This is a genomic window from Nocardioides sp. SR21 (assembly GCF_022761125.1).
Lineage (GTDB): Bacteria > Actinomycetota > Actinomycetes > Propionibacteriales > Nocardioidaceae > Nocardioides.
In genome coordinates this window covers 23,678-47,783 of the sequence record NZ_JAKWJR010000012.1, presented here as the reverse complement: position 1 = coordinate 47,783, position 24,106 = coordinate 23,678, and the positions used below count along the sequence as shown (strand labels likewise).

23 protein-coding genes are annotated in these 24,106 nt (G+C 70.0%); 9 read left to right on the top strand and 14 right to left on the bottom strand.

Features of this window, described 5'->3' with window-relative positions:
* The first annotated feature begins 14 nt into the window (after positions 1-14).
* On the top strand, positions 15-2,348 hold the full coding sequence (locus MJ604_RS20345; RefSeq protein ID WP_243060492.1) for a hypothetical protein: 2,334 nt from the start codon (positions 15-17) through the stop codon (positions 2,346-2,348).
* A gap of 9 nt (positions 2,349-2,357) precedes the next feature.
* On the opposite strand, the gene glmS is transcribed toward MJ604_RS20345, so the two are convergent.
* Positions 2,358-4,169 carry a glutamine--fructose-6-phosphate transaminase (isomerizing) gene (gene glmS / locus MJ604_RS20340; protein ID WP_243060490.1) on the bottom strand — a complete coding sequence of 604 codons (1,812 nt, stop codon included), beginning with the start codon at positions 4,167-4,169 and terminating at the stop codon, positions 2,358-2,360.
* 9 nt (positions 4,170-4,178) lie between these two features.
* The gene (locus MJ604_RS20335) at positions 4,179-4,448 is read right to left on the bottom strand and encodes a hypothetical protein (protein ID WP_243060488.1); all 270 of its coding nucleotides are present in this window, start codon (positions 4,446-4,448) and stop codon (positions 4,179-4,181) included.
* Positions 4,449-4,711: 263 nt separating this feature from the next.
* Between MJ604_RS20335 and MJ604_RS24035 the strand changes: the two genes are divergently transcribed.
* From MJ604_RS24035 to MJ604_RS20310, 6 genes are all read left to right on the top strand, one after another.
* Positions 4,712-4,840 (top strand): hypothetical protein, encoded by a 129-nt coding sequence (locus MJ604_RS24035; protein ID WP_279236397.1) that lies wholly within the window; start codon positions 4,712-4,714, stop codon positions 4,838-4,840.
* Between the two features lie 97 nt (positions 4,841-4,937).
* Positions 4,938-5,528 carry a YceI family protein gene (locus MJ604_RS20330; RefSeq protein ID WP_243060486.1) on the top strand — a complete coding sequence of 197 codons (591 nt, stop codon included), beginning with the start codon at positions 4,938-4,940 and terminating at the stop codon, positions 5,526-5,528.
* Positions 5,529-5,769: 241 nt separating this feature from the next.
* Complete coding sequence (locus tag MJ604_RS20325) at positions 5,770-6,675, top strand: GNAT family N-acetyltransferase (protein WP_243060485.1); 906 nt, start codon at positions 5,770-5,772, stop codon at positions 6,673-6,675.
* A 43-nt stretch (positions 6,676-6,718) separates the two neighbouring features.
* Positions 6,719-7,684, top strand: a complete 966-nt coding sequence (locus MJ604_RS20320) for an LLM class flavin-dependent oxidoreductase (RefSeq protein ID WP_243060483.1) — start codon at positions 6,719-6,721, stop codon at positions 7,682-7,684.
* 43 nt (positions 7,685-7,727) lie between these two features.
* Positions 7,728-8,225, top strand: a complete 498-nt coding sequence (locus MJ604_RS20315; protein WP_243060481.1) for a hypothetical protein — start codon at positions 7,728-7,730, stop codon at positions 8,223-8,225.
* 31 nt (positions 8,226-8,256) lie between these two features.
* Positions 8,257-8,691 carry a universal stress protein gene (locus MJ604_RS20310; RefSeq protein ID WP_243060479.1) on the top strand — a complete coding sequence of 145 codons (435 nt, stop codon included), beginning with the start codon at positions 8,257-8,259 and terminating at the stop codon, positions 8,689-8,691.
* On the opposite strand, the gene MJ604_RS20305 is transcribed toward MJ604_RS20310, so the two are convergent.
* The gene (locus tag MJ604_RS20305) at positions 8,675-9,259 is read right to left on the bottom strand and encodes a hypothetical protein (protein WP_243060477.1); all 585 of its coding nucleotides are present in this window, start codon (positions 9,257-9,259) and stop codon (positions 8,675-8,677) included. The genes MJ604_RS20310 and MJ604_RS20305 overlap by 17 nt on opposite strands.
* Positions 9,259-10,479, bottom strand: a complete 1,221-nt coding sequence (locus MJ604_RS20300; RefSeq protein WP_243060475.1) for an acyl-CoA dehydrogenase family protein — start codon at positions 10,477-10,479, stop codon at positions 9,259-9,261. The genes MJ604_RS20305 and MJ604_RS20300 overlap by 1 nt, the downstream gene beginning before the upstream one ends.
* A gap of 214 nt (positions 10,480-10,693) precedes the next feature.
* Between MJ604_RS20300 and MJ604_RS20295 the strand changes: the two genes are divergently transcribed.
* Both MJ604_RS20295 and MJ604_RS20290 read left to right on the top strand, forming a co-directional pair.
* A complete protein-coding gene (locus MJ604_RS20295) occupies positions 10,694-12,412 on the top strand; it encodes a cholesterol oxidase substrate-binding domain-containing protein (RefSeq protein ID WP_243060473.1) in 1,719 nt (572 codons plus the stop codon).
* Between the two features lie 15 nt (positions 12,413-12,427).
* Positions 12,428-13,774 (top strand): cytochrome P450, encoded by a 1,347-nt coding sequence (locus MJ604_RS20290; protein WP_243060471.1) that lies wholly within the window; start codon positions 12,428-12,430, stop codon positions 13,772-13,774.
* Positions 13,775-13,788: 14 nt separating this feature from the next.
* Here MJ604_RS20290 and mctP (MJ604_RS20285) read toward each other — a convergent pair whose 3' ends face one another.
* The 10 genes from mctP (MJ604_RS20285) to MJ604_RS20240 form a co-directional block, all read right to left on the bottom strand.
* On the bottom strand, positions 13,789-15,429 hold the full coding sequence (mctP, locus tag MJ604_RS20285) for a monocarboxylate uptake permease MctP (RefSeq protein WP_243060468.1): 1,641 nt from the start codon (positions 15,427-15,429) through the stop codon (positions 13,789-13,791).
* A complete protein-coding gene (locus tag MJ604_RS20280) occupies positions 15,426-15,710 on the bottom strand; it encodes a DUF3311 domain-containing protein (RefSeq protein WP_243060466.1) in 285 nt (94 codons plus the stop codon). The genes mctP (MJ604_RS20285) and MJ604_RS20280 overlap by 4 nt, the downstream gene beginning before the upstream one ends.
* Positions 15,711-15,761: 51 nt before the next feature.
* Positions 15,762-17,381 (bottom strand): monocarboxylate uptake permease MctP, encoded by a 1,620-nt coding sequence (mctP, locus tag MJ604_RS20275; RefSeq protein ID WP_243060464.1) that lies wholly within the window; start codon positions 17,379-17,381, stop codon positions 15,762-15,764.
* A complete protein-coding gene (locus MJ604_RS20270) occupies positions 17,378-17,608 on the bottom strand; it encodes a DUF3311 domain-containing protein (protein ID WP_243060463.1) in 231 nt (76 codons plus the stop codon). Before MJ604_RS20270 ends, mctP (MJ604_RS20275) begins: the two co-directional genes overlap by 4 nt.
* A gap of 223 nt (positions 17,609-17,831) precedes the next feature.
* Positions 17,832-18,932 (bottom strand): hypothetical protein, encoded by a 1,101-nt coding sequence (locus tag MJ604_RS20265; RefSeq protein ID WP_243060462.1) that lies wholly within the window; start codon positions 18,930-18,932, stop codon positions 17,832-17,834.
* Between the two features lie 124 nt (positions 18,933-19,056).
* Positions 19,057-19,491, bottom strand: a complete 435-nt coding sequence (locus MJ604_RS20260; RefSeq protein WP_243060461.1) for a DUF1707 domain-containing protein — start codon at positions 19,489-19,491, stop codon at positions 19,057-19,059.
* Positions 19,488-20,195 carry a PadR family transcriptional regulator gene (locus MJ604_RS20255; RefSeq protein ID WP_243060460.1) on the bottom strand — a complete coding sequence of 236 codons (708 nt, stop codon included), beginning with the start codon at positions 20,193-20,195 and terminating at the stop codon, positions 19,488-19,490. Before MJ604_RS20255 ends, MJ604_RS20260 begins: the two co-directional genes overlap by 4 nt.
* 211 nt (positions 20,196-20,406) lie before the next feature.
* Positions 20,407-22,320, bottom strand: a complete 1,914-nt coding sequence (locus MJ604_RS20250; RefSeq protein ID WP_243060459.1) for a M3 family metallopeptidase — start codon at positions 22,318-22,320, stop codon at positions 20,407-20,409.
* The gene (locus MJ604_RS20245; protein ID WP_243060458.1) at positions 22,317-23,543 is read right to left on the bottom strand and encodes an RNA polymerase sigma factor; all 1,227 of its coding nucleotides are present in this window, start codon (positions 23,541-23,543) and stop codon (positions 22,317-22,319) included. The genes MJ604_RS20250 and MJ604_RS20245 overlap by 4 nt, the downstream gene beginning before the upstream one ends.
* Positions 23,540-23,887 (bottom strand): YciI family protein, encoded by a 348-nt coding sequence (locus MJ604_RS20240; RefSeq protein ID WP_243060457.1) that lies wholly within the window; start codon positions 23,885-23,887, stop codon positions 23,540-23,542. Before MJ604_RS20240 ends, MJ604_RS20245 begins: the two co-directional genes overlap by 4 nt.
* Between the last annotated feature and the right edge of the window lie 219 nt (positions 23,888-24,106).

Sequence of the window (24,106 nt, the reverse complement as noted above, 5' to 3'; positions counted from 1 at the left end):
TGTACATAACGGCAGTGGACAGCCGGCGCGCATGTAAGCATCACCTCGCTGATGCCGCGGGAGGACAAATGACGGAATCATCTGGCCGGTCTTTCGAGGTTCGGGCGCTTGCGATCGCGCGGGCCATCCACGACCCATCCGGCACGCAAGGTCCGGTGATGGTGGATGGTCAGGAACGGGACGCTGTCTTTATCAACGACACTGCGATCGTCGCCTTCGAGTTCACTCAGATGCCGACGAAGGACAAGGCGGTCAAGGACGGCGGCAAGCTCGCGGGACTGCTCAAGAAGCTAGCGAGCGATCCGAGCAATCGCTATAAGTCTTCCCTCGGGTACTTCGTAACCGAGCAAGAACCAACGGCAGATCAGCGGACTGCAGTTCAGAAGGTGAGTTCGGACACTGGTGTACCTCTGCGGGCGATGAGCTTCAGTTCGCTTCAGCGTTCACTTGTTGACGCCGAGATCTACATCAGCACCCGACTGAACGCTCCGTTCGGCAGCGCAAATTATCGACTGCCAGACGTAACCGATCGGAAGATCGACTATGTGCACCCCACCATCGCGGTCGGCGCCGACACCTTCACGGTTGACCAACTGGCGACCACGATCGCAGGAGGTCAACGTGGCGTCGCGACTGCGGATTTTGGCGCCGGTAAGAGTGAACTGCTGTATCAAGTGTTCATCCGCCTCCGAAAGGCCTACTTCAAGAACCCGTCGAGCGAGCGCATACCGGTTCACATCAACCTTCGCGAGTGTTATGGACTCAGATCGGCGACTGAGGTTCTCCGCCGTCATGCCGAGGAGATCGGCTTTCCGAACGAACGAAGTCTGATATCTGCTTGGCGGGCGGGTGCTGCGGTCCTGCTGCTTGATGGGTTCGATGAAATCATCCCGATTCGCTGGGGTGGGGGTGCGCGGGACCTACGAAACGTCCGCTGGCAGGCACTCGAACCAGTACGTCGTTTGATTGAGGAGACGCCCAGTGACTGCGGGGTCCTCGTCGCTGGGCGTCCTCAGTACTTCGGCGGTAACTCGGAACTCATCGAAACCCTCGGACTTCCCCAGGACGCGATCGTGTGTCGACTCCAGGACTTCGACGGTGAGCAGATCCAGCGACTGCTAGGAGACGGCAGCATCTCCCTGCCGGAGTGGGTTCCGAGCCGGCCCTTGTTGCTCAAGTATCTCGCCCTGACTGGACTCCTTGAGCGACTCGCCAGCGACGAGGACTTCGATCAGGCAAGCGCGTGGCACGCGCTTCTAACTCTGCTGTCGAAGCGAGAGTCGGACCGCTTGTCGACGATGCCGCCAGAGCGTGTCCGCGATCTAATCGCGCGCATCGCGACTCTTGCTCGCGGAGCCGACGGCGCGGGCGAAGCCGGTCAGGGCGAACTGACGCTGTCATCGATGCGCGAGGCTTTCAAGGACGTGTGTGGGTACGAAGCCGAGGAGGAAGGGCTTCAACTCCTCCTTCGTATGCCAGGGATTGCGAGCGACGGATCCGGTGACGAGGCGGACGTCCGCCGCTTCGTCGACTCCGATTTGGCCAAGTCGGCCTACGGGCTCGATCTCGCGAAGTACGTGGCTGCTCCCTATATCGGATTGCATCCCTTGGAGGCGGGCGTCAACTGGTCTGCCAACACGGGAGAACTCTCTGCCGGAGTCGCCATCTACGACCTCGAGCAATCCGGCTACGAAGCCAGTCATGTGCATGTTGCGATTAATCAACGCATGGACCAGGACATCTGCGACGCCGTCATGTTCGACCTGCTAACGATGGCATCGCTCGCGGAGGTCGAGGCACCGTCCACCGCACAGCCGTACTTCCGCGAATTGCTCATCGAAGATCTGGTGCCGCACGGAGAGGACTCGTACTTCTCCAAGTCTATCTTCGCTGACTGCGTGATCGACAACCTGGATCTGACTGAGGTGGACTCGGCGACGGAGGTTCCCGTCTTCCAAGACTGCCTGATTTCGACCTTGCATGGGTACCCGGCGGTCCCAGATAGCCTCGCCGGAAAGCTGTCCGGTGCCGAAATAGATGCTTTCTCGAGTTCTGTCGATACCACCGCGGGCGTTTCGGCCCTTGGCGTGGATACCGAGGTCAGGATCGCGCTCGTAATCCTGAAGAAGGTATACCGGCAGAGCGGAGCCGGGCGTCGCAAGTCCGCGCTCGCGCGAGGTCTGCCACTGGAGGATCGGGGTCTCGTCTCCGGAGTTTTGGACCGATTGATCGCGCTTGGGCTACTGACCGCGGTGACCCGGAAGACCGAGACGATCGTCCTTGCCGTAAAGGGCCGCCGTGCGGAGATCGAGGCATACATGCACGATCCGTCAACACTTGTCCTCTGAGACCTGACGTCACTCGACCGTGACGGACTTCGCGAGGTTGCGCGGCTTGTCGATGTCGTGGCCCAGCCGCAGCGCCGCGTGGTAGGCCAGCAGCTGCAGCGGGATCGTCAGCAGGATCGGGTCCAGCTCGCGCTCGTTGCGGGGTACGACGATCCGTTGCCAGAAGTGCGGCAGGGCGTCGAGCTCGCCGAGGTCGACGTCCTCGTGCGTCACCACGACCAGCGGTCCGCGGCGGGCGGCGATCTCGTGCAGCGCCCCGACGTTGCGGTCGGCCAGCTCGTCGGCCGGGACCAGCGCGACCGTCGGCACCTCGGACGAGATCAGCGCCAGCGGGCCGTGCTTGAGCTCCGAGGTCTGGTACGCCTCGGCGTGCCGGTACGAGATCTCCTTGAACTTCTGGGCGCCCTCGCGGGCGACCGGGTAGCCGCGTACCCGGCCGACGAAGAACAGGCTGTCCGCGTCGGCCAGCCGGCCGGCCACCTCGGCCAGCGCGTCCTCCTGGTCGAGCACCTGCTGGATCTGCTCGGGGAGCCGGTTCAGCCCGGCGATCAGGCGGCGACCGTCGGCGATGGAGAGGTCGCGCACCCGCCCGAGCTGGAGCGCGAGCAGCGCGAAGCCGAGGAACATGTTGGTCAGCGCCTTCGTCGACGCGACCGCGACCTCGGGGCCGGCGTGCAGGTAGATGCCGCCGTCGCACTCGCGCGCGATCGCGCTGCCGACCACGTTGACCAGGCCGATGACCCGGCCGCCCTTGCGGCGGACCTCCTGCACGGCGAGCAGCGTGTCGATGGTCTCGCCGGACTGCGACACCGCGACGTAGAGGGTGTCCGGCTCGATGATCGGGTTGCGGTAGCGGAACTCGCTGGCCGCCTCGGCGTCCGCCGGGATCCTGGCCAGCTCCTCGACCAGCGCCGCCCCCATCTGCCCGACGTAGTACGCCGAGCCGCAGCCGAGGATCTTCACGCGCCGGATCGCGCGGGTCTCGCGCGCGTCCATGTTGAGGCCACCCAGGTGCGCCGTACCGAACCGGTCGTCGAGGCGACCGCGGAGCACCCGCTCGGCAGCGGCCGGCTGCTCGAGCATCTCCTTGTGCATGAAGGACTCGTGCTCGCCCGCGTCGTACGCCTCGGGGTCGATGTCGACGACCGTGGTGTCGCGCGCGGTCGTGAAGCCGCTCGCCGTCAGGGTCACGATCTCGCCGTCCTCGAGGTGCGCGACCGTCGTCGTGTGCCGGACGATCGCGGCCAGGTCGGAGGCCACGAACATCTCGCGCTCCCCCACGCCGACGATCAGCGGGCTGCCGTTGCGCGCGACCACCAGGCGGTCCGGGAAGTCCGCGTGGAGGACGGCCAGGCCGTAGGTGCCCTCGATCTCGGCGAGCGCCTCGCGGACCTTGCCCTCGAGGGTGTCGGCGTCGGACCCGGCGACCAGGTGGGCGAGCACCTCGGTGTCGGTGTCGCTCGCGAGCTCGACGCCCTGCTCGGTCAGCCGGTGCCGGAGCGCCGCCGCGTTGTCGATGATCCCGTTGTGGACGACCGCCACCCGGCCCCGGGCGTCGGTGTGCGGGTGGGCGTTGACGTCGTTGGCCGGACCGTGGGTCGCCCACCGGGTGTGCCCGATGCCGACCTTGCCGGCGAACCGCTTCGGGAGGCCGTCACCGAGGTCGCGCACCCGGCCGGCGCGCTTGGCGACCTTGATCCCGGTGCCGCCCAGCAGCGCCAGCCCGGCCGAGTCGTAGCCGCGGTGCTCCAGGCGGGCGAGCCCCTCCAGCAGCAGCGGGGTGGCCTGCTGGCCGCCGACGTACCCGACGATTCCGCACATCTCTGTGTCCTATCCGTAGATGATGCGCCGCAGCTGGCGCTCGGTGAGCTCCGGAGCGGCGACCACGCGGTCGGCCAGCTCCTCGGCGATGCGGGCGAAGATCTCGGGGTTCTTCGCGCCGTAGGTCTTCAGGTGCGCGTGCCGGCGCCGGACGTAGTCCTCCACCGGCTCGGCGTGGAACGCGACGACGTCCTCCACCACCCGGGCCGCCTCGGCGGCGCTCAGCCCGGTGCTGGCCGCGATCCGGGCCACCAGGTCGGGGTCGGGGAAGGAGGTCACGGCAGGGATCGTGCGCTCGCGGCCGACCTTCGCGCAACTTCCTGCCCGAATTCGGGCAGGAAGCGCGCTTTCTCCCGCCCGCTCCTGACCGCCTCGAACTGCTCAGCAGGGCGCGATCCCTGCCGATGGAGCATGACCCGCGCGACGCGCCCATCAGCGACCACCCAGGTGGAGCAAGACTGCCGAATTCCGCCGTTTGTTGGCGGGTCAGGTGGGGATCGGCTATCGTTGGTGAACAGAAGATGAACGAGAGGCGTACGACGATGAACACCAAGACCAACGATCTGACCCAGCACTGGGTCGAGGTGACCGACGTGAACGGTCAGACCCGGCTCGAGGCTCGCTGGATCGACGCGTCGTACCTGCCGACGCACACCGTGTCGGCCGCCTGAGCGTCAGATATTTCCCGCCGTCGGGAATGAACCGGACCGCAGTCCGGTTCTGGTCGTCAAAGGTTCAACAACCAGACGACCAGAGGAGCAGTTCCCGATGTCCTTCTTCAACCGCAAGTCCGCGGAGCAGTTCGACGCCCCCACCGCCGCCGTCGAGGACATCTCCGGCGACTACACGATCGACCCGACCCACAGCCGGATCGGCTTCAGCACCCGGCACGCGATGGTCACCACCGTGCGCGGCCACTTCACCGACTTCGCCGGCACCGCGAGCATCGACGCCGCGAACCCGAGCGCCTCGAAGGTCGAGCTGACCATCCAGACCAGCAGCATCGACACCGGTGTCGCCGACCGCGACGGCCACCTCCGCTCGGCCGACTTCTTCGACGCCGACAACAACAAGGAGATCACCTTCTCCTCGACCAACGTCGAGCGCGACGGCGACGACTGGGTGATCACCGGCGACCTGTCGATCAAGGGCGAGACCAAGCCGGTCACCGTCACCTTCGAGCCCACCGGCTCCGCCCAGGACCCGTTCGGCAACCTGCGCATCGGTTTCGAGGGCGGCACCGCCATCAACCGCAAGGACTGGGGCCTCACCTGGAACGCCGCGCTCGAGACCGGCGGCGTGCTCGTCTCGGAGAAGGTCAAGCTCGAGTTCGACGTCTCGGCCATCCGCAACGCCTGAGCTCCTCAGCTCCACACGCCGACGGCCGGGTGCTCACGCACCCGGCCGTCGTCGCGTCTGCGGGCTCACAGGCCAGCATCACCCGAGCGCTCACGCTGCCCCCGGGAAACCGCAGACAACGACGGCCGAACTCCCCCGCGGACCCGGCCGTCGCTGTCCGGACCCCTGAGATCGGCCGCCGGGGACCCGTCCTGAGTAATCCAGGGGCGCATTCGGCGAGTTCTCATCCAGACTGTCCGTCATGTCCGAGCTGCTCGAGGTCCCCGCCCCGCTGGTCACCCGTCCCCTGGTGCTGACCGACGCAACCGCCGTCTACGAGGTGATGGCCGCCCAAGAGAGGCACGACCTCGGTGACGTCTCGATCGAGGAGGCCGACATCGTCGGCGACTGGCAGCGGCCGTCGTACGACGTCTCGGCCGGGACGGTCGGCGTCTTCGACGGCGACCACCTGGTGGCGTACGCCGAGCACATGGGCGGCGACCGGGGAGACGCCGCGGTGCACCCGGACTACCGGGGCCGCGGGATCGGCACCGAGCTCGCGGGCTGGATGCAGCAGCGGGCCCGCGCGGCCGGCGCGACGGTCGTCGGCATGCCGGTCCCCATCGACTCGCCGGGTGACCGGCTGCTGTCGGCGCTGGGCTACCGCGTCCGCTGGGAGAGCTGGGAGCTCGAGCTCCCCGAGGGTGCGACGATCGCCGAGCGCGAGCTGCCCGCCGGCTACACCGTGCGCGAGGCGACGCCGGAGGACTACGAGTCCTGCTGGACCGTGCTCGAGGACGCGTTCCTCGAGTGGTCGGTCCGCGACCGCGAGTCGTTCGACGACTTCGTGGCCCGCACCATCCATCGTCCCGGCTTCGAGCCGTGGCACCTGCGCGTGGTGACCGACGCGGCCGGCGAGGTCGTCGGCGTCACCTACGTCCACCCGTTCGGGTCCCAGGGGTACGTCGACCGGCTCGCGACCCGCAAGGACCAGCGCGGCCAGGGCATCGCCCAGGCCATGCTCGTCGACGCGTTCGCCGTCGCCCGCGCGCACGGCTGCACCAGCTCGACACTGAACACCGACTCGCGCACGGGCGCGCTCGGCCTCTACGAGAAGGTCGGCATGCGGACGTTCCGCACCTGGGTCAATCGCGCCAAGGATCTGTGACCGAATGTAGAACGAGTTCCAGTTTCTCTGGTTGGCTGGGCGCATGCCGCGCACCCAGTTCGCCACCCGCTACGACCTCCGCGCGCCCGGCGCGGACCCGGCCACCCGGCAGGAGATCTACGCCCGCTCGGTCGAGCAGGCGGCGTACGTCGACCGCCACGGCATGGACGCGCTGATGGTGTCGGAGCACCACGCGGCCGAGGACGGCTACCTGCCGAGCCCGCTGCTGGTGGCGTCGGCGTTCGCCGCGGTCACCTCGCGGGTGCCGATCACGATCTCGGCGCTGCTGGTGAACCTCTACGAACCGGTCCGGCTGGCCGAGGACATCGCCGTGCTCGACCACCTGAGCAAGGGGCGGGTGAGCTACACGTTCGGCCTCGGGTACCGGCCGGTCGAGTACGAGCTCCACGGCCGGTCCTGGGAGACGCGCGGCCGCGACATCGAGGAGCGGATCCAGGCGGTGCTCGACGCCTGGGCGAACGGCACGACCACACCCGGGCCGTACTCCCAGCCGCACCCCTTCCTCTTCTACGGCGGCGGCACCCCGGCCGCGGCCCGGCGCGCGGCCCGGCTCGGGCTGCACTTCCAGCCGCAGCACGCCGACGCCGCACTCAAGGAGCTCTACGACCAGACCTGCCGCGACGCCGGCCGTGAGCCCGGCTTCGTGCTGCAGGCGCCCGGTGACGGGCCGGCGAACATCTTCTGCGCCGAGCGGCCCGACGAGTTCTGGGAGCGGTACGGCGAGCACCTGCTCGCCGACGCGATCGCCTACCAGGAGTGGCACGGCGAGGTCGGGTCGTACGTCGTCGACCACTCCCGCACCGTCGAGGAGATGCAGGCGGCCGGTGTGTACGTCGTGCTCACCGCCGACGACCTCGTCGAGCGGTGCCGCTCCGGCGAGATCCGGCTGGTGACCAGCCACCCGGCCTGCGGCGGCCTGCCCGCCGAGCCGTCGTGGGAGAGCCTGCGGCTGGTGTGCGAGACCGTGCTGCCGGCCGTGCGCGGCTAGCCGCGACCGCGTCGCTGCGGCACCATGGCGACAGGAGGTCCCCATGGACAAGGCAGTGCTCAACTCGATGACCGCGGCCGAGCAGCGACTCGTCGCCGAGACCGCCAAGGGGGCCCTCGCCGGCCTCGACGAGGAGGAGCTGCTGGACCTGCACGCGCGGGTCCGGCGGGCGCGGAAGAAGTACGTCACGCTGTACCGCCGCGGCGCGAGCGGCGCGGTCATGAAACGCGGGGGCCGCGGGTTCAGCTACCCGAAGAACCAGCGCGACCGCGACAAGGCCGAGGTCTTCGAGACCGCGCTGGCCGCGGTGAGCAAGGAGGTCGCAGCGCACGCCGCGCGGGGCGCCGCCGAGCTCAAGGAGTCGCGCCTCGCCGCTGCCCAGCGGACCGGGTCCGGCCCGCGGAAGGCCACGGCCACCGCGTCGACCAAGCCCGCCGCGTCACGTGCGCGGGGCGCGAAGAAGACCACCGGCGGCGTGAAGAAGGACGCGTCGAGCCGGGCGGCGGGCGCACGCCGGCAGGCGAAGCGCGACGCGGACTGACGCGGGGAGCCGCGACCGGTACGTTCTCCCCATGGCGAAGACCATCCTGTGCGGAGTCGACAACACCAACACCGCGGCCGCTGCGGCCCGCAAGGCCGCTGGGCTCGCGGTAGCGCTCGGCGCCGAGCTCCACCTGCTGTCGGCGTACGGCAAGGTCGAGTCGGAGACCGTCGAGGTCGGTTCGGAGACGATCCTGGTCAGCAACGAGATGGAGGCCGAGCGCGTCGCCGGCGCCATCGCCGTGGAGCTGCGGCAGGAGTTCCCCGGCCTCGCGGTGCACGCCGCGGCCTCCGAGGGACGTCCGGGTGACGCGCTGGTGAGCGCGGCCGAGCGGCTCGACGCCGACCTGATCGTGGTCGGCAACAAGCGGGTCCAGGGCATCGCCCGGGTGCTCGGCAGCATCGCGCGCGACGTCGCCGCGCACGCGCCGTGCGACGTGTACGTCGCGCTCACCCATCGCGGCTGACGGTCGTCACCAGCTCGGTGACACCGGGACGCCGCGGCGTCGACGAGAACCCGAACCGCGGCGCCGGGTCGACCGGCGCGAGCGCACCCAGGTCGGCGCCGTCGAAGGTGCCCGACACGGCCGCGACGGCGCAGAGGTCGGTCGCGCCGTACCACTCGCGTCGCCCGTCCACGGCGCTGCCGCGGGTGCGCACGCCGCGCAGCAGCAGCCGCGCGACCGGGTCGGTGAGCGCGCACCACCAGGTGCTCTCGGCGACCCGGCGCGGCACCAGCCGGAGCAGCCGGCCGAGCCCGGTCCGGCCACCGACCGTGAGCTCGAGGGACAACGACGGAGACCGGACCGACCACCCGTCGACGGCGATCGGCTCGACCCGGACCTCGTCGAAGGAGTACGTCGCCGCGACGAAGTCCGCGACCTCGGGCGTCGGCGCCAGCAGCACCCGATGCCCGTCCGCCGTCTCGACCATCGCGTCCGCGAAGGCGCCGTACGGCGACTCGTCCCAGCGCCCGACCACCACCCGCACACCGCTCGTCGTGCCGACGCCGGCGATCGCGCCGCGGAAGCGCATCAGCGGATCGGCGCTCCCGAGACCGAGCGGGCGATCACCAGCCGCTGGATCTCCGAGGTGCCCTCGAAGATCGTGTAGATCTTCGCGTCGCGCGACATCCGCTCGACCGGGTACTCACGGGTGAAGCCGTTGCCGCCGAGGATCTGCATCGCCTCGGTCGTCACCCGCACCGCGGTCTCGCCGGCGAAGAGCTTCGACATCGAGCCCTCGGCGTTCTCGAAGGTCTTGCCCTGCCGCGCCATCCACGCCGCGCGCCACACCAGCAGCCGGGACGCCTCGATCGAGGTGGCCATGTCGGCGAGCTTGAAGGCGATCGCCTGGTTCTCGATGATCGGCTTGCCGAACTGCTCGCGGGTCTTCGCGTAGTCCAGCGCCACCTCGTACGCCGCTCGCGCGATGCCGATCGCCTGCGCGCCGACCGCCGGGCGGGTGCGCTCGAACGTCGCCATCGAGGCGTTGCCGCGGGCGCCGCCGCCCTCGCGAGCGCGGGCCAGCCGGGCGTCGAGCCTCTCCTTGCCGCCGAGCAGGCAGCGGCCGGGGACGCGCACGTTGTCGAGCACGACCTCGGCGGTGTGCGAGGCGCGGATGCCGTGCTTGTGGAACTTCTGACCCTGGCTGAGCCCCTTCGTGCCCGGCGGCACGACGAACGACGCCTGGCCGCGGGTGCGCAGGTCGGGGTCGACGACCGCGGTCACGACGTGCACGTCGGCGATGCCGCCGTTGGTCGCCCAGGTCTTGGTGCCGTTGAGCACCCACTCGTCGGTCGCCTCGTCGTACCGCGCCCGGGTGCGCATCGCGCCGACGTCGGAGCCGGCGTCCGGCTCGGAGGAGCAGAACGCGCCGAGCTTGAGGTCGCCCGGGGAGCCGTACATCTGCGGCACCCACTCGCCGACCTGCTCGTCGGTGCCGTTGGCGCGGACCCCGGCCGCCGCGAGCGACGTCCCCACGATCGACAGGCCGATCCCGGCGTCGCCCCAGAACAGCTCCTCCATCGTGATCGGGATCCCGAGCCCGGTCTCGTCGAAGGCCTGCGTCGCGATGAAGTCCAGGGAGTAGAGCCCGATCTTGGCCGCCTCCTCGAGGACCGGCCACGGGAACTCCTCCCGCTCGTCCCACTCCGCGGCCGCGGGGCGGATGACGTCAGCCGCGAACTGGTGCACCCACTCCCGCAGGTCGAGGTGGTCCTGGCCGAGGTCGAAGGAGGGGGTCGTCTCGCTCACGCACCGCAGGTTACCCACCGGTCACCCCGGGGATGCGCGGACGCCCGTCCCGGGCGCAATTGCGCCGAACGCGCGGCGGCGCCGCGCGCACACCCGTGACCCGATCGGGCGGGGAAATGGCCCCATCGGGCTACGGCCGACCAAAACTAGAACTCGTTACAGTGACCTGCGTCACACCAGGGATGTGGGATCCAGGGTGAGGGAGCACAACTACATGAGCGAGACCACGCGCGCCGGCATCTCCCGGCGCCGACTGATGCAGGGAGCCGCCGCCGTCGGAGTCGCGGCCTGGATCCCGTTCGAGCAGATCCCGGCCGCGCAGGCGGCGCTGCCGACGCCGCCGGCCTTCCCGAGCGGGATCCCGCTGTTCCAGCAGTCCTACAAGAACTGGTCCGGCGCGATCGCTGTCGACGGCGTGTGGACGTGCACGCCGGCCGGCCCGGCGCAGGTCGTCACGCTGGCGAACTGGGCGCGGGCGAACGGCTGGCGGCTGCGGGCGAAGGGCAGCTCGCACAACTGGTCGCCGCTGTCGCTGGCGGCCGACGGCAGCGACGCCGCGAACGTCGTGCTCGTCGACACCAGGACCAACCTCAAGGCGATCACGGTCGACACCGCCACGTCGCGGGTCCGCGTGCAGACCGGCGCGACGATGGAGGCGCTGCTGACCGCGCTCGAGGCCAAGGGCCTCGGCGTCACCGCGTCCCCGGCCCCCGGCGACCTGACGGTCGGCGGCGTGCTGGCGATCGACGGCCACGGCACCGCGGTGCCGAGGACCGGCGAGACCAAGCCCCCGGGCCACACCTACGGGTCGATCAGCAACCTGGTGCAGCAGATCACCGCTGTCGTCTGGGACGGCCCGACGTCGACGTACGTCCTCCGGACGTACGACCGCTCGGCTCCCGAGGCCGGCGCGCTGATGGCGCACGTCGGCCGGGCGTTCGTCACCGAGGTCGTGCTCCAGGCCGGGCCCAACCAGCGGCTGCGCTGCCAGAGCTGGTTCGACATCCCCGCGACCGAGCTCTTCGCGCCGGCCGGGTCGGGCGGCAAGACGTTCTCGAGCTTCCTCAACTCGGCGGGCCGGGTCGAGGCGATCTGGTTCCCGTTCACCCCGAAGCCCTGGCTCAAGGTGTGGAGCGTCGCGCCGAGCAAGCCGCTCTTCTCCCGTCAGGTGAACAGCCCGTACAACTACACCTTCAGCGACAACCTGCCGGACTTCTTCTTCGACCTCGCCGAGTCGATCGTCCGCGGCGACCCGTCGGGCACGCCCGACTTCGGGCTCAACAACTACAACATCGTCGCGGCCGGCCTGGTCACCACGTTCACCTACGACATCTGGGGCTGGTCGAAGAACCTGCTGCTCTACGTGCGGCCCTCGACGCTGCGGGTGACGGCCAACGGCTACGCGATCGTCTGCAAGCGCTCCGACGTCCAGCGGGTGATCCAGGAGTTCACGTTCCGCTACTCCACGCGGCTCAACGACTACCGCCAGCAGGGCAGGTTCCCGATGAACGGTCCCGTCGAGATCCGCGTGACCGGCCTCGACAAGCCCTCGGACGTGGGTGCCACGCGGTCACCCCAGATGTCGGCCCTGCGACCGCGACCCGACCACCCGGAGTGGGACTGCGCGGTGTGGCTGGACATCCTCACGCTGCCGGGCACGCCGTACGCCGACGAGTTCTACGCCGACATCGAGTCGTGGATCTACGCCAACTACTCGTCGTACGCCGACGTCCGCCCCGAGTGGTCGAAGGGCTGGGGCTACACGGCGGCCGGGGCCTGGACGTCGAACGACGTGATCGACGCGAAGGTGCCGGCGACGTTCCGGGCCGGCCAGCCGCTCAACGACAACTGGGACTCCGCGCGGCAGATGCTGGACATCCTCGACCCCTCGCGGGTGTTCTCCAGCAGCTTCGTGACTCGACTCCTCTACTAGACGTACCGTGCTGGCATGGCGACCAGCACCCCGCTGCGCGAGCTGCCGACCCCGCCCAAGGGACTGCCGCTGATCGGCCGGAGCCTCGAGTACGCCCGCGACCCGATGGCGCTGTTCCGCAAGCAGTGGGACGGCTACGGCCCGGTCTCCCCGATGAGCCTGGTCGGCAAGGACACCTGGGTGATGCTGCTCGGGCCGGACGCCGTCGAGGTCGCGCTGCGCAACGCGGACAAGGCCTGGGCGAACGGGCCGGCGTGGACCTACCTCGTCGGCCCGTTCTTCGGGCGCGGCCTGATGTTCCTCGACTTCGACGAGCACCTGCTGCACCGGCGGATCATGCAGCAGGCGTTCACCCGTGACCGGCTCGAGAACTACGTCGGCGCCATGCACCCGGCGATCACGAGCGGGCTCGCCACCTGGACACCGGAGCCCGGCTTCCAGGCCTACTGGGCGTTGAAGAACCTCACGCTCGACATCGCCACCACCACGTTCATGGGCGGCGCCGACCACACGTCCGCGCAGGAGATGGCGCGGGTCAACGAGTCGTTCATCGCGTGCGTGCAGTCGGCTGCGGCCATCGTGCGCGCCGACGTGCCGTTCACCCGGTGGCGCCGCGGCCTGAGGGGCCGCCGGTACCTCGAGGAGTTCTTCACCACCTACCTGCCCGAGCGCCGCGCCACCGCGACCGACGACCTCTTCTCGGTGCTCTGCCACATCGAGTCCGAGGACGGCGAGAGGTTCAGCGACGCCGACGTCGTGAACCACATGATCTTCCTGATGATGGCGGCGCACGACACCTCCACGATCACGCTGTCGTCGATGATGCAGTTCCTCGGCCAGCACCCCGAGTGGCAGCGGCGCTGCCGGGACGAGGCCGAGGCGCTCGCCGCGCGGGTGGGTACGGCGCCCGGGCTCGCCGACCTCGAGTCGCTGACCTCGATCGACCTGGTGATGAAGGAGTCGCTGCGGCTGCGGGCGCCGGTGCCGGTCGTGCTGCGCCAGGCGGTCAAGGACACCGAGGTCCTCGGCACCCGCATCCCGAAGGACACCTACGCCATCGTCGGCATCCAGTACGCCCAGCTGATGGCCGAGTACTGGACCGACCCGACCGTGTTCGACCCCGAGCGGTTCTCGCCCGAGCGCCGCGAGGACCGCTCGCACCGCTACGCGTGGGCGCCGTTCGGCGGCGGCGTGCACAAGTGCCTCGGCATGTACTTCGCGGGCTCCGAGGTCACCGCGCTCATGTTCCACCTGCTGCTGGACTTCGAGTGGTCGGTCGACCCGGCGTACGTCGCTCCGATGAACAACCACTCGCTGCCGTTCCCCAAGGACGGTCAGCCCGTGGAGCTCCGGCGGCGCTGACGCTGGGTGCGCCGCTAGGCGTGCGGCGCGACCTCCGGCCGCAGCTCGGGGTCGACACCGGCGTCGCCCATGTCCGCGTGGAAGTCCTGCGGGTGCGTCTGGTCGACGCCCTCGTCGAGCTTCATCGCGCGGAACACGAACGTCAGCGCCACCGCCACGAGCAGGTTGGCGATGAACGCGATCAGCGCGATGTAGACCTTGGTCTCGGTGCCCGGGAAGTTCACCAACGGACCGCCGAAGTGCTCCTGCACCGGCGACGCGACGCCGTACGCGAGCCACGTCCCGTAGGCCATGCCCACGGCCCACCCGGCGAGCAGTGCCCACCGGTGGAGCCACCGCGTGTACAGGCCGATGACGATCGCCGGGAGCGTCTGCAGGATCCAGACCCCGCCCAGTAGCTGCAGGTTGATCGCGAAGTCCTTCGACAGCGCCAGCACGAACACCAGCGCGCCGAACTTCACCAGCAGCGATACGACCTTGCTCTGGGTCGCCTCCTGCTGGGGCGTGGCCGCGCGGTTGATGAAGGCCCGGTAGACGTTGCGGGTCCACAGGTTCGCCGCCGCGATCGACATGATCGCGGCCGGCACCAGGGCGCCGATCACGATCGCCGCGAAGGCGACGCCCGCGAACCACGGGCTGAACTGCTCCTCGAACAGCTGCGGCACCGACTGCTGCGGGTTCTCCACCTTCACCCCGGCGGCGATGGCGACGAAGCCGAGCAGCGCGAGCAGCCCGAGCAGGAACGAGTACGCCGGCAGCAGGGCCGCGTTGCGGCGGATCACCGAACGGCTGCGGGTGGACAGCACGCCGGTCACCGAGTGCGGGTACATGAACAGCGCCAGCGCGGAGCCGAGCGCCAGGGAGGCGTATGCCCACTGGGCGACGTCCGGCGGCATGATCGCCTTCGGCGTCGCCTCGCCGGCCGCGATCGCGTCGGCGTTCTCGGCGTTGAACGTGTCGAAGGAGTCGGTCACCGTCGCGAAGATGTGGTCCCAGCCGCCGACCTGCGACGGGATGTAGAGCACGGCGACGATGATCACGATGTAGATCAGGGTGTCCTTGACGAACGCGATCAGCGCAGGCGCCCGCAGGCCGCTCGAGTACGTGTAGGCGGCGAGCACCGCGAACGCGATGAACAGCGGCAGGTGGTTCACGAACCAGCTGTCGCTGGTGGTGCCGATGCCCATCACCTGGAGCACGACCTCCATGCCGACGAGCTGGAGCGCGATGTAGGGCATCGTTGCGAGGATGCCGGTCAGCGCGACGGCCAGCGCGAGACCGCGGCTGTCGTACCGGCCCTGCACGAAGTCGGCGGGCGTGACGTAGCCGTGCCGGTGCGAGACCGACCAGAGTCGCGGCAGGAACAGGAAGATCAGCGGGTACACCACGATCGTGTACGGCACCGCGAAGAAGCCGACCGCGCTGCCGGCGTACAACGTCGCCGGGACGGCGATGAACGTGTAGGCGGTGTAGATGTCGCCGCCGATGAGGAACCACGCGATGAACGTGCCGAAGCCGCGACCGCCCAGACCCCACTCGTCGAGGCTGTCGAGGTCGGCGCGGCGCCAGCGCGCGGCGGCGAAGCCGAGCACGGTGACGAGCAGGAACAGGAAGACGAAGACGCCGAGGACGACGCCGTTCACGTTGTCGATCACGGCTTCTCCTCCGTCGTCGGGGGCGTCGTCGGGGGCGTCGCCGGGGGCTCAGCAGGAAGCCCGTGCCGCTCCCGGTCCGATCGCTCGGCGCCCTGGGCGACGAGGTAGGCCGGGACGGTGAGCATGACCGCCAGGATGATCAGCGCGAACTGGAACCAGAAGAAGAACGGGAACCCGAACAGCGTCGGGTCGGTCCGGTCGTAGAGCGACACCCAGAGCGGCAGCACCACCGCCGGTGCCAGGAGCAGGTAGACGACGGCCCAGCGCCCTCGTGACGACACGACACACCTCCGAGAATTGGGTGACGACCACCACGGTCGTACCCAATTCCGTCAGGCGTGAACGGGTGCTCCGTGCGAGCGCTCCGCCTCGACCCCGGGGTCGCCGCGGTCGGCGTGGAAGTCCTGCGCCGTGGTCTGGTCGACGCCGGGGTCGACCTTGAGCGCGCGCAGCCCCACGGTCAGGACGATCGCGACGACCAGGTTGGCGAGGAACGCCACCACCGCGATGTAGACCTTGGTCTCGGTGCCCGGGAAGTCCACGAGCGGACCGCCGAAGTGCGCCTTGACCGGCGAGGCGACGCCGTACGCCAGCCAGGTGCCGTAGGCCATCCCGACCGCCCAGCCGGCGAGCAGCGCCCACCGGTGGAACCACCGCGTGTAGAGCCCGATGACGATCGCCGGCAGCGTCTGCAGCATCCAGACCCCGCCGAGCAGCTGCAGGTTGATCGCGAAGTCCTTCGACAGCGCGAGCACGAACACCAGCGCACCGAACTTCACCAGCAGCGAGACCAGCTTGCTCTGCTGGGCCTCCTGCGCCGGCGTGGCGTCGCGGTTGATGAAGGCCTTGTAGACGTTGCGGCTCCACAGGTTCGCCGCGGCGATCGACATGATCGCCGCCGGCACCAGCGCGCCGATCGCGATGGCGGCGAACGCGACCCCGGCGAACCACGGGCTGAACTGGTCCTCGAACAGCTGCGGCACCGAGTGCTGCGGGTTCGCGACCTTCACCCCGGCCGCGATGGCGACGAAGCCGAGCAGCGACAGCAGGCCCAGCAGGACGGAGTACGCCGGCAGCAGCGCCGCGTTGCGCCGGATCACCGACCGGTTCCGCGTGGCCAGCACCCCGGTCACCGAGTGCGGGTACATGAAGAGCGCCAGTGCGGAGCCGAGCGCGAGCGATGCGTACGCCCACTGCATCTCCGGCGGCGGGATCATCCCCTTCGGGGGGACCGCACCCTCGGCGTTGGCCGCGTCGAACGAGCTCTGCGCCGCGTCGAAGACGTGGCCCCAGCCGCCGACCTGCTGCGGGATGTAGATCACCGCCACCAGGATCACCACGTAGATCAGGACGTCCTTGACGAACGCGATCAGCGCGGGCGCGCGCATGCCCGAGGTGTACGTGTAGGCCGCCAGGAACCCGAAGGCGATGAACAGCGGCAGGTCCTTGGCGATCCAGCTCTCACCGGGCGTCCCGATCCCCATCACCTCGAGCACGACCTGCATGCCGACGAGCTGGAGCGCGATGTACGGCATTGTCGCGAGGATGCCGGTCAGCGCGACGGCCAGCGCGAGACCGCGGCTGTCGTACCGGCCCTGCACGAAGTCGGCAGGCGTGACGTAGCCGTGCCGGTGCGAGACCGACCAGAGCCGCGGCAGGAAGATGAAGACCAGGGGGTAGGCGATGATCCCGTAGGGGATCGCGAAGAAGCCGACCGCGCTGCCGGCGTACAGCGTCGCGGGCACGGCGATGAACGTGTAGGCGGTGTAGAGATCGCCCCCGATGAGGAACCACGCGACGAACGTGCCGAAGCCGCGACCGCCGAGGCCCCACTCGTCGAGGTTGTCGAGCGACGTCGCGCGGCGCCACCGGGACGCGGCGAAGCCGAGGATCGTGACGACGAGGAACAGGAAGACGAAGACGCCGAACGCGACGCCGTTGACGCCGTTCAACTCGCGTCCGGGGGCTCGGGGGACAGGCCGTGCGCGACCCGGTCGAGGCGGGTGACCTTGGCGGCGACCACCAGGGCCAGCGACGTCAGGACCACGGCGACGCCGATCATCGCGATCTGGAACCAGAAGAAGAACGGGAACCCGCCGAGCCTCGGGTCGACCCGGTCGTAGAGCGGGACCCACAAGGGGATGGCGACCGCCGGGGCGAGCAGCGCGATGATCAGCAACCAGTACCGGCGGCGTGCGCTGTTGTCTGCGTTCAGGGCGTCACCTGCTTCGTCGGCCGCGGGGGCGCACGGAGACCAGGCCTCGCCGGGCGGTAGCGCACTCCTGTCTGGTGCGGTTCCCGCCCGGCGGGGGGTCTGGGGGTTTCCTCGGGAGATGACTGAGCCCGGCCCGAGATGCCCAGGCCGGGCTCAGCTGTCAGCTCACGGTGCGGAGGTCAGCCCGTCAGGGCGCGACCTGCTTGCCGGTACGCGCCCGGATGCACAGGCCGCCGAGGTAGTACTCGTGGCTGTTGAAGGCGCTGTTGCCGTCCCACCAGAACTTGAACGCGCGCTGCTTCGGACGCGGGTCCATGCCGAGGAACCAGGTGTGGAACGGGCGGGTGATGTAGAAGGACGCCACCGCCAGCTTGTAGTCCTGGAAGAAGGCACTGTTCGGGCCGTCGTCGCAGTTCAGGCGCTTCTCCTGGACGACCTGCGCGCCGCCGAAGAAGTCGTGGAACCCGACCTGGCCGTTGGGCCGCCAGGCCCACTGCAGGTTGTGGGCGTGCGGACCGTTGCCGGCAGGCGCGGTCTTGATGCGCAGGCAGCGCAGGTACAGCGTCACGTCGACGTTGTTCGGCGCTTCCTCGACGAGGAACGCCCAGTGCCAACCCTGGTAGTTGGCCGTCGGGTAGCTGCGGAACAGCCGCGCCTTGTGGCCGTCGTACCCGGAGCCGAAGCGGGTGAAGTTGAAGCCCGGCGCGATCGCGAGCTCACCCGGCTGGCACTGCTGGTTGTGGTCCCAGTCGTTGTTCGGGGTCCACGCCGGCACGCCGGAGTCGAAGTCCTGCTGGAGGTTCGTCCGCGAGGTGTCCACGAGCGAGGGCGACACCTGGATGCCGTGCGTGTGGTTGAACGCCTGCTCGACCGTGCCGCGGATGCAGGTCAGGAAGAGCTTGATCTGGGCGTCACCGTCGGCGCGGTTGTACGCACGGAAGTGCCAGTACTTGGGGTCTCCCGGGTCGCCGTACGACGCGGTGAAGTAGACGTCACGCTCGTCGCCGAGCATGTGCGGGGGCTGGGCCTGGTCGACGTGGTCGACGCGCCACATGCCGTCCAGGGCGTAGTCGCCGTTGTTGCACGCGAGGTGCTCGTGCATGAACTGCTCCGGGTACTCCCCGGACATGTCGACGTGCTTCTCGACCTTGTAGATGTAGACCTCGTGCGGCTTGCCGGGCAGCGCAGACGCGGGGGTCGCAACGGCGACCACGAGGGCCAGCGGTGCGAGCAACGCAGCAATGCCGGCACCGATGAACCAGGTGCGGGACCGATTTCGAGCCGTCATGACGACGATCTCCTTGCATTGACAGGAAATAGGGCGTGAGCACGTCTCCCCGAGAGCGTTCCTACCGGTCCCCCCGGTCCGGTCTGCCAAGGCTAGGTCTGCCTCACGAGACCGAGAAACTGGTCTACGTCAGTGGTCTACGCCAGTGGTCTAGATCCCGCGAGCACCTCCGGCGCCTGCTCAGCACGAAGATCGCGACCAGGCCACCGGCCAGGATCACCGGCACGTGGGTGACCACGGTGAGCACGAGCAGCACCAGGAGCACGAGCACCAGCGGGCCGGGGCGACCGCCCCGGAACGGTTGCACACCGCCGGACCAGTACGTCGACCGGCGCGCCGGTGCGGCCGGCACGGGCACGACTGGTCCGTACCGGCCGGGCAGGTCGCGGAAGACCGGGCCCAGGTCGGCGCGCGTGCGCGCCGCCCAGACCCGGTCGAGCCGCTCCGCGTGCTCGTCGGCACTCAGCCGGCCCTGGGCGTAGTGCTCGCCCAGCTCGGCCGCGGCCTGCTCGCGCTCGGCATCGCCGATCCTGAGCAGCCCGGGCTCCTCCTCGTTCACGACTCGGCGTCCTCGTCGGGGTCGCCGTCCGCGAGCAGGCCGTACAGCCTGCGACGCGTGTCGACCAGGATCTCGGCGGCCGCGCGCCGCTGCTGGTCGCTGCCGTTGGTCATGATCTGCCAGAGCGCGCCCATCATCTGCCCGATCTCGGGCTTGAGGTCGCGGATGCCGTCGGCCTCCTGGTCGGCCTCCGGCTCGTCGAACGGCGCCCACACCGCGGCGAGCTCGTCGGCGTTGGCGTCGACGTACTCCGTCCCGGCGTCGGTCAGGCGGAGACCGCGGCGACCGTTGGTGTCGACGGTCTCGACCAGGCCCTCGTCCTCGAGCTGCTGGATCGTCGGGTAGACCGAGCCGGGGCTCGGCCGCCACGAGCCGTTGCTGCGCTCCGCGATCTGCTGGATGACCTGGTAGCCGTTGATCTGCTCGCCGTTCGACTGCGCGGAGCGGATGACGTCCAGGATCGCCGAGCGCACGTCGCCGCGGCGGACCCGCGGCCCGCGCTGCCGGTCACCCTGCGAGAGGCCGAACAGGCCGGCCACCCACGGCGGCGGACCCTGCCGGCCGACGCCCGCCGGGCCCCAGCCGCTCCAGCCTCCCGCCCACGGCGGACCGCCGTGTCCGTGACCGCCGTGCCGGCGGCCGTGCTGGTTCCACTGATCTTCTCCATGGCCGGCCCACTGCCGACCGAATCCTCGCTGTCCCATCTCGGGACCTCCTCTGTGTTCTGTGTTGTTTGGTGATACCGCGGATCGACTGTCGCCGACACTTCACGATATATCGCGAGCGTACGCCTGAAGGTGCGCCGAGGCAAGTCGGAATCACCGGTTCACCGGTGATTCCGTCACTTCTCAGGCGTTGCAACGGCCGAGAAGTGCCAGTTTCACCGGTGCACCGGTGAAACCGACGCGACAGCAGCTACCGCGCCAGCCAGGCGGCGTACGCGTCGAAGGTGTACGGCCGGCCGAGGAAGTCGGCGACCAGGTCGGCGGCGTCCTGGGAGCCGCCGGGGGCGAGCACCCGGTCGCGGTAGCGGCCGGCGGCGTCGGGCGAGAAGAGGTCGTCGGGGTCGAAGGCGGAGAAGAGGTCCTTCGCGATCACCAGCGACCACATGTAGGTGTAGTACGCCGACGAGTACCCGCCCAGGTGGCCGAAGCTCGCGAACATGTGGGTGCCGTCGATGTAGGGGAACGGCGCGTAGCGCGCCTGCAGCTCCCGCGTCGCGGCGGTCAGGTCGGCGGGGCGGTCGGTGTGGAACCAGTACGACATCGCCGCGTAGAACATCTGCGTCCGCGCCTGGTAGCCCTTGCCGAAGTCGTCGGCGGCGCGCATCCGGGCGACGAGGTCCGCGGGGATCGGCTCGCCGCTCTCGGCGACCGCGAAGGTGCGGAGGACGTCGGCGTCCCACGCCCACTCCTCGAGCATCTGGCTCGGCGCCTCGACGAAGTCCCACTCGGTCGCCACCCCGGAGAACCGCGTCCACTCGGCGCCACCGGCGAGGACGTGGTGCACCAGGTGCCCGAACTCGTGGAACAGCGTGACCACGTGGTCGTGCTCCATCAGCCCGCGGGAGAAGTTGCAGACCAGCACGCCCTCCGCGAGCTGCCGGCCGGCGAGCCCCTTCGCGAGCGTGAACTGCGCGGCGTGCTTGAACTTGCCGTCCCGCGGATGCAGGTCGAGGTGGATCCTCCCGATCCGCTCGCCGTCGCGGACCACGTCGTACGACGTGACGTCCTCGTGCCAGACCGGCGCGTCCGAGACGGGCACGTACTCCACGCCGAACAGCCGAGACGTCACCTCGAGCAGTCCCTGCCGCACGCGCGTGAAGTCGAAGTAGCGGCGTACCTCCTGGGCGTCGACCTCGTGCCGCTCGCGGCGTACCAGCTCCTCGTAGTACAGGGAGTCGGCGGTGTCGATCGCCGCCGCGGCCGGCACGTCGCGGCGGTAGCGCTCGAGCAGCACCGCGAGGTCGCGGCGCATCGGCTCGTCGGCGGCCTGGGTGATCCGGTCGATGAACTCCGGGATCGCCGGGCCCTTGCCGATCATCTTCACGGCGGCGTCGTACGACGCCCAGTCGGCGTACCCGACGTGGTTCGCCAGCTCGTGGCGCAGCGCGAACAGCTCCTGCAGCCGCGCCTCGTTCTCGGGCCAGCCGCGGTCGAGGAACGCGACCGTGATGTCGCGGCGCACCCCGGCGTCGTGCGCGAACATCCGCACCGGCAGCGCGTCCGGGTAGTCGGTCGTCACCGTCACCAGGCCGTCCTCGTCGGCCGGGTGCGCGTCGAGCCAGTCCTGCGGCAGCCCGGCCAGCCGGTCGGGCGTCACCCGCACCGTGCGGACGTCGTCGCGGATGGTGCGGCTGAACTCCTGGCCCACCTCGGTGAGCCGCTCGTTGATCTGCGCCAACCGGGCCCGCGTCTCGTCGTCGAGGTCGACGCCGGCCCGCCGGAAGTCGTCGAGCGTCTTGGTCAGCAGCCGCGCGGCGACCGGGTCGAGCCCGGCCGGGTCCAGCCCGGCGAACACGTCGTACAGCCGGCGGTCCTGGCGCAGCTCGGTGACCAGCCGGTCCAGCTCGACCTCGGCCTGCTCGGCGCCGGTGCGCACGGACTCGTCGGGGTGCACGTTGGCGAAGAGCGAGGCCGCCACCGCGACGTTGCTCAGCGCCAGCGAGACCTCGTCCCACCGGCGCAGCGTCGCGAGCGCGTCGCCGGGCGGGCGGTCGCGCAGCTCCTCGACGAGGCGGCGCACCTCCGCCAGCCCCTCGCGGGTCCGGGTCGCGACCCAGTCCTCGGCGGCGTCGGGGGCGGGCAGCGCGAGGGGGGCGACCGTCATGGCGCCAGACTGCCACGCCTCCGGGAGAGATAGCCGCGCTCGGCCTCGTTCTCGGTCGCCGCGATCGCCGCGTCGTACGCCGCCCGCGCCTCCGCGCTCCGCCCGAGACGCCGGAGCAGGTCGGCGCGGGTCGCGTGCCAGGCGTGGTACGTCGTCAGCTGCAGCCGGTCGACCTCCGCGAGGGCGACCTCCGGCCCGTCGAGCTCGGCGATCGCGACCGCGCGGTTGAGCGCGACGATCGGGCTCGGGGCGATCGCGTAGAGCTGGGCGTAGAGCGCCGCGATCTGCGCCCAGTCGGTGTCGCCGGCCGCGGGTGCGTCGGTGTGCACCGCGTTGACGGCGGCGAGCAGCTGGTACTGCCCCGGACCTCGCTGCGTGCGCATGGCGCGGGCCAGGCACTCGCGGACCAGCTCGTGGCCCTCGGCGATCAGGTCCCGGTCCCAGCCGCCGCGGTCCTGCTCGTGCAGCGGGATCAGCTCGCCGCCGGCGACGCGGGTGCGGCGCCGGGACTCGGTGAGCAGCATCAGCGCCAGCAGGCCGGCGACCTCGGGCTCGTCCGGGAGCAGGGTGCGCAGGATCCGACCGAGCCGGATCGCCTCGGCGGTCAGGTCCTCGCGGATCGGCGCGCCGCCCGAGCTGGCGAGGTAGCCCTCGTTGAACACCAGGTACACCACCGCGAGCACGCCGCTCAGCCGCGCGGTCAGGTCCTCGGGCGCCGGGACCCGGTAGGGGATGTTGGCGTCCTTGATCTTCCTCTTCGCCCGGGTGATCCGCTGCGCCATCGTGGTCTCGGGGACCAGGAACGCCTGCGCGATCTCGGCGACGGTGAGACCGCCGAGCAGCCGCAGGGTCAGCGCCACCCGCACCTCGGGCGCCAGGGCCGGGTGGCAGCAGGTGAAGATCAGCCGCAGCCGGTCGTCCTCCACGACGCCGGTCGGCTCGTGGGGCGTGTCGTCCTCGATCATCAGTGCCGCCTGGTGCTTCGCGTCGCGGTGCGACTCACGGCGGATCCGGTCGATGGCCCGGCGTCCCGCCGTGGTGGTGAGCCAGCCACCGGGGTTCGGCGGTACGCCGTCCTCGGGCCAGCGCTCCATCGCCACGAGGAGCGCCTCGCCGGCGGCCTCCTCGGCGATGTCGATGTCGCCGAAGCGACGTACCAAGGAGGCGACCACGCGGCCGTACTCCTCGCGGTAGATCCGCTCGATCGCCTCGTCGACGCTCATTCGGCCTGGAAGGGCCGGACCTCGACCTGGCCGGCACACGCGGCGGACGCCTCCTTGGCCAGCGCCAGCGCGGCCTCGAGGTCGGGCGCCTCGATCACCCAGAAGCCGCCCAGCCACTCCTTGGACTCGGCGAACGGGCCGTCGGTGACGACGGCCTCGGCGCCGGTGTTGTCGACGGTGATCGCGGTCTCCACCGGCTCGAGGCCGCCACCGAACACCCAGATCCCCTCGGCCGTGATCTTGTCGTTGAAGCGGTCGACCGCCTCGAAGATCGGCTGGATCTCCTCCGCCGAGGGGACCGGGTCCCCGGCGCGGTGGTGCACGGAGAGCATGTACTGGGTCATCGGAAATCCTCCTGGTCCGGGGCCCTGGTCGGGCCCGACACCTTGTCCACGAACGGCATGCCGGCGATACGACAGCCTTCCCCAATCGGTTTCCCGATGCCTACGGTGACACACATGTCGGCTCCCCAGTTCCGCCTGTCCTCGACCGTGCTCGGCAGCCCGGATCCGCGGGGTCTGGCCGACTTCTACCGCGAGCTGCTCGGGTGGGAGGTGCGCGAG

What these genes read in the sequence shown, in the direction of transcription:
- glmS (WP_243060490.1), bottom strand. Translation starts at nt 4,169, where the DNA reads ATGTGCGGAATCGTCGGGTACGTCGGCGGCCAGCAGGCCACCCCGCTG.
- MJ604_RS24035 (WP_279236397.1), top strand. Translation starts at nt 4,712, where the DNA reads ATGAACACCAAGACCAACGATCTGACCCAGCACTGGGTCGAGGTGACC.
- MJ604_RS20330 (WP_243060486.1), top strand. Translation starts at nt 4,938, where the DNA reads ATGTCCTTCTTCAACCGCAAGTCCGCGGAGCAGTTCGACGCCCCCACC.
- MJ604_RS20325 (WP_243060485.1), top strand. Translation starts at nt 5,770, where the DNA reads ATGTCCGAGCTGCTCGAGGTCCCCGCCCCGCTGGTCACCCGTCCCCTG.
- MJ604_RS20320 (WP_243060483.1), top strand. Translation starts at nt 6,719, where the DNA reads ATGCCGCGCACCCAGTTCGCCACCCGCTACGACCTCCGCGCGCCCGGC.
- MJ604_RS20315 (WP_243060481.1), top strand. Translation starts at nt 7,728, where the DNA reads ATGGACAAGGCAGTGCTCAACTCGATGACCGCGGCCGAGCAGCGACTC.
- MJ604_RS20310 (WP_243060479.1), top strand. Translation starts at nt 8,257, where the DNA reads ATGGCGAAGACCATCCTGTGCGGAGTCGACAACACCAACACCGCGGCC.
- MJ604_RS20305 (WP_243060477.1), bottom strand. Translation starts at nt 9,259, where the DNA reads ATGCGCTTCCGCGGCGCGATCGCCGGCGTCGGCACGACGAGCGGTGTG.
- MJ604_RS20295 (WP_243060473.1), top strand. Translation starts at nt 10,694, where the DNA reads ATGAGCGAGACCACGCGCGCCGGCATCTCCCGGCGCCGACTGATGCAG.
- MJ604_RS20290 (WP_243060471.1), top strand. Translation starts at nt 12,428, where the DNA reads ATGGCGACCAGCACCCCGCTGCGCGAGCTGCCGACCCCGCCCAAGGGA.
- MJ604_RS20265 (WP_243060462.1), bottom strand. Translation starts at nt 18,932, where the DNA reads ATGACGGCTCGAAATCGGTCCCGCACCTGGTTCATCGGTGCCGGCATT.
- MJ604_RS20255 (WP_243060460.1), bottom strand. Translation starts at nt 20,195, where the DNA reads ATGGGACAGCGAGGATTCGGTCGGCAGTGGGCCGGCCATGGAGAAGAT.
- MJ604_RS20250 (WP_243060459.1), bottom strand. Translation starts at nt 22,320, where the DNA reads ATGACGGTCGCCCCCCTCGCGCTGCCCGCCCCCGACGCCGCCGAGGAC.
- MJ604_RS20245 (WP_243060458.1), bottom strand. Translation starts at nt 23,543, where the DNA reads ATGAGCGTCGACGAGGCGATCGAGCGGATCTACCGCGAGGAGTACGGC.
- MJ604_RS20240 (WP_243060457.1), bottom strand. Translation starts at nt 23,887, where the DNA reads ATGACCCAGTACATGCTCTCCGTGCACCACCGCGCCGGGGACCCGGTC.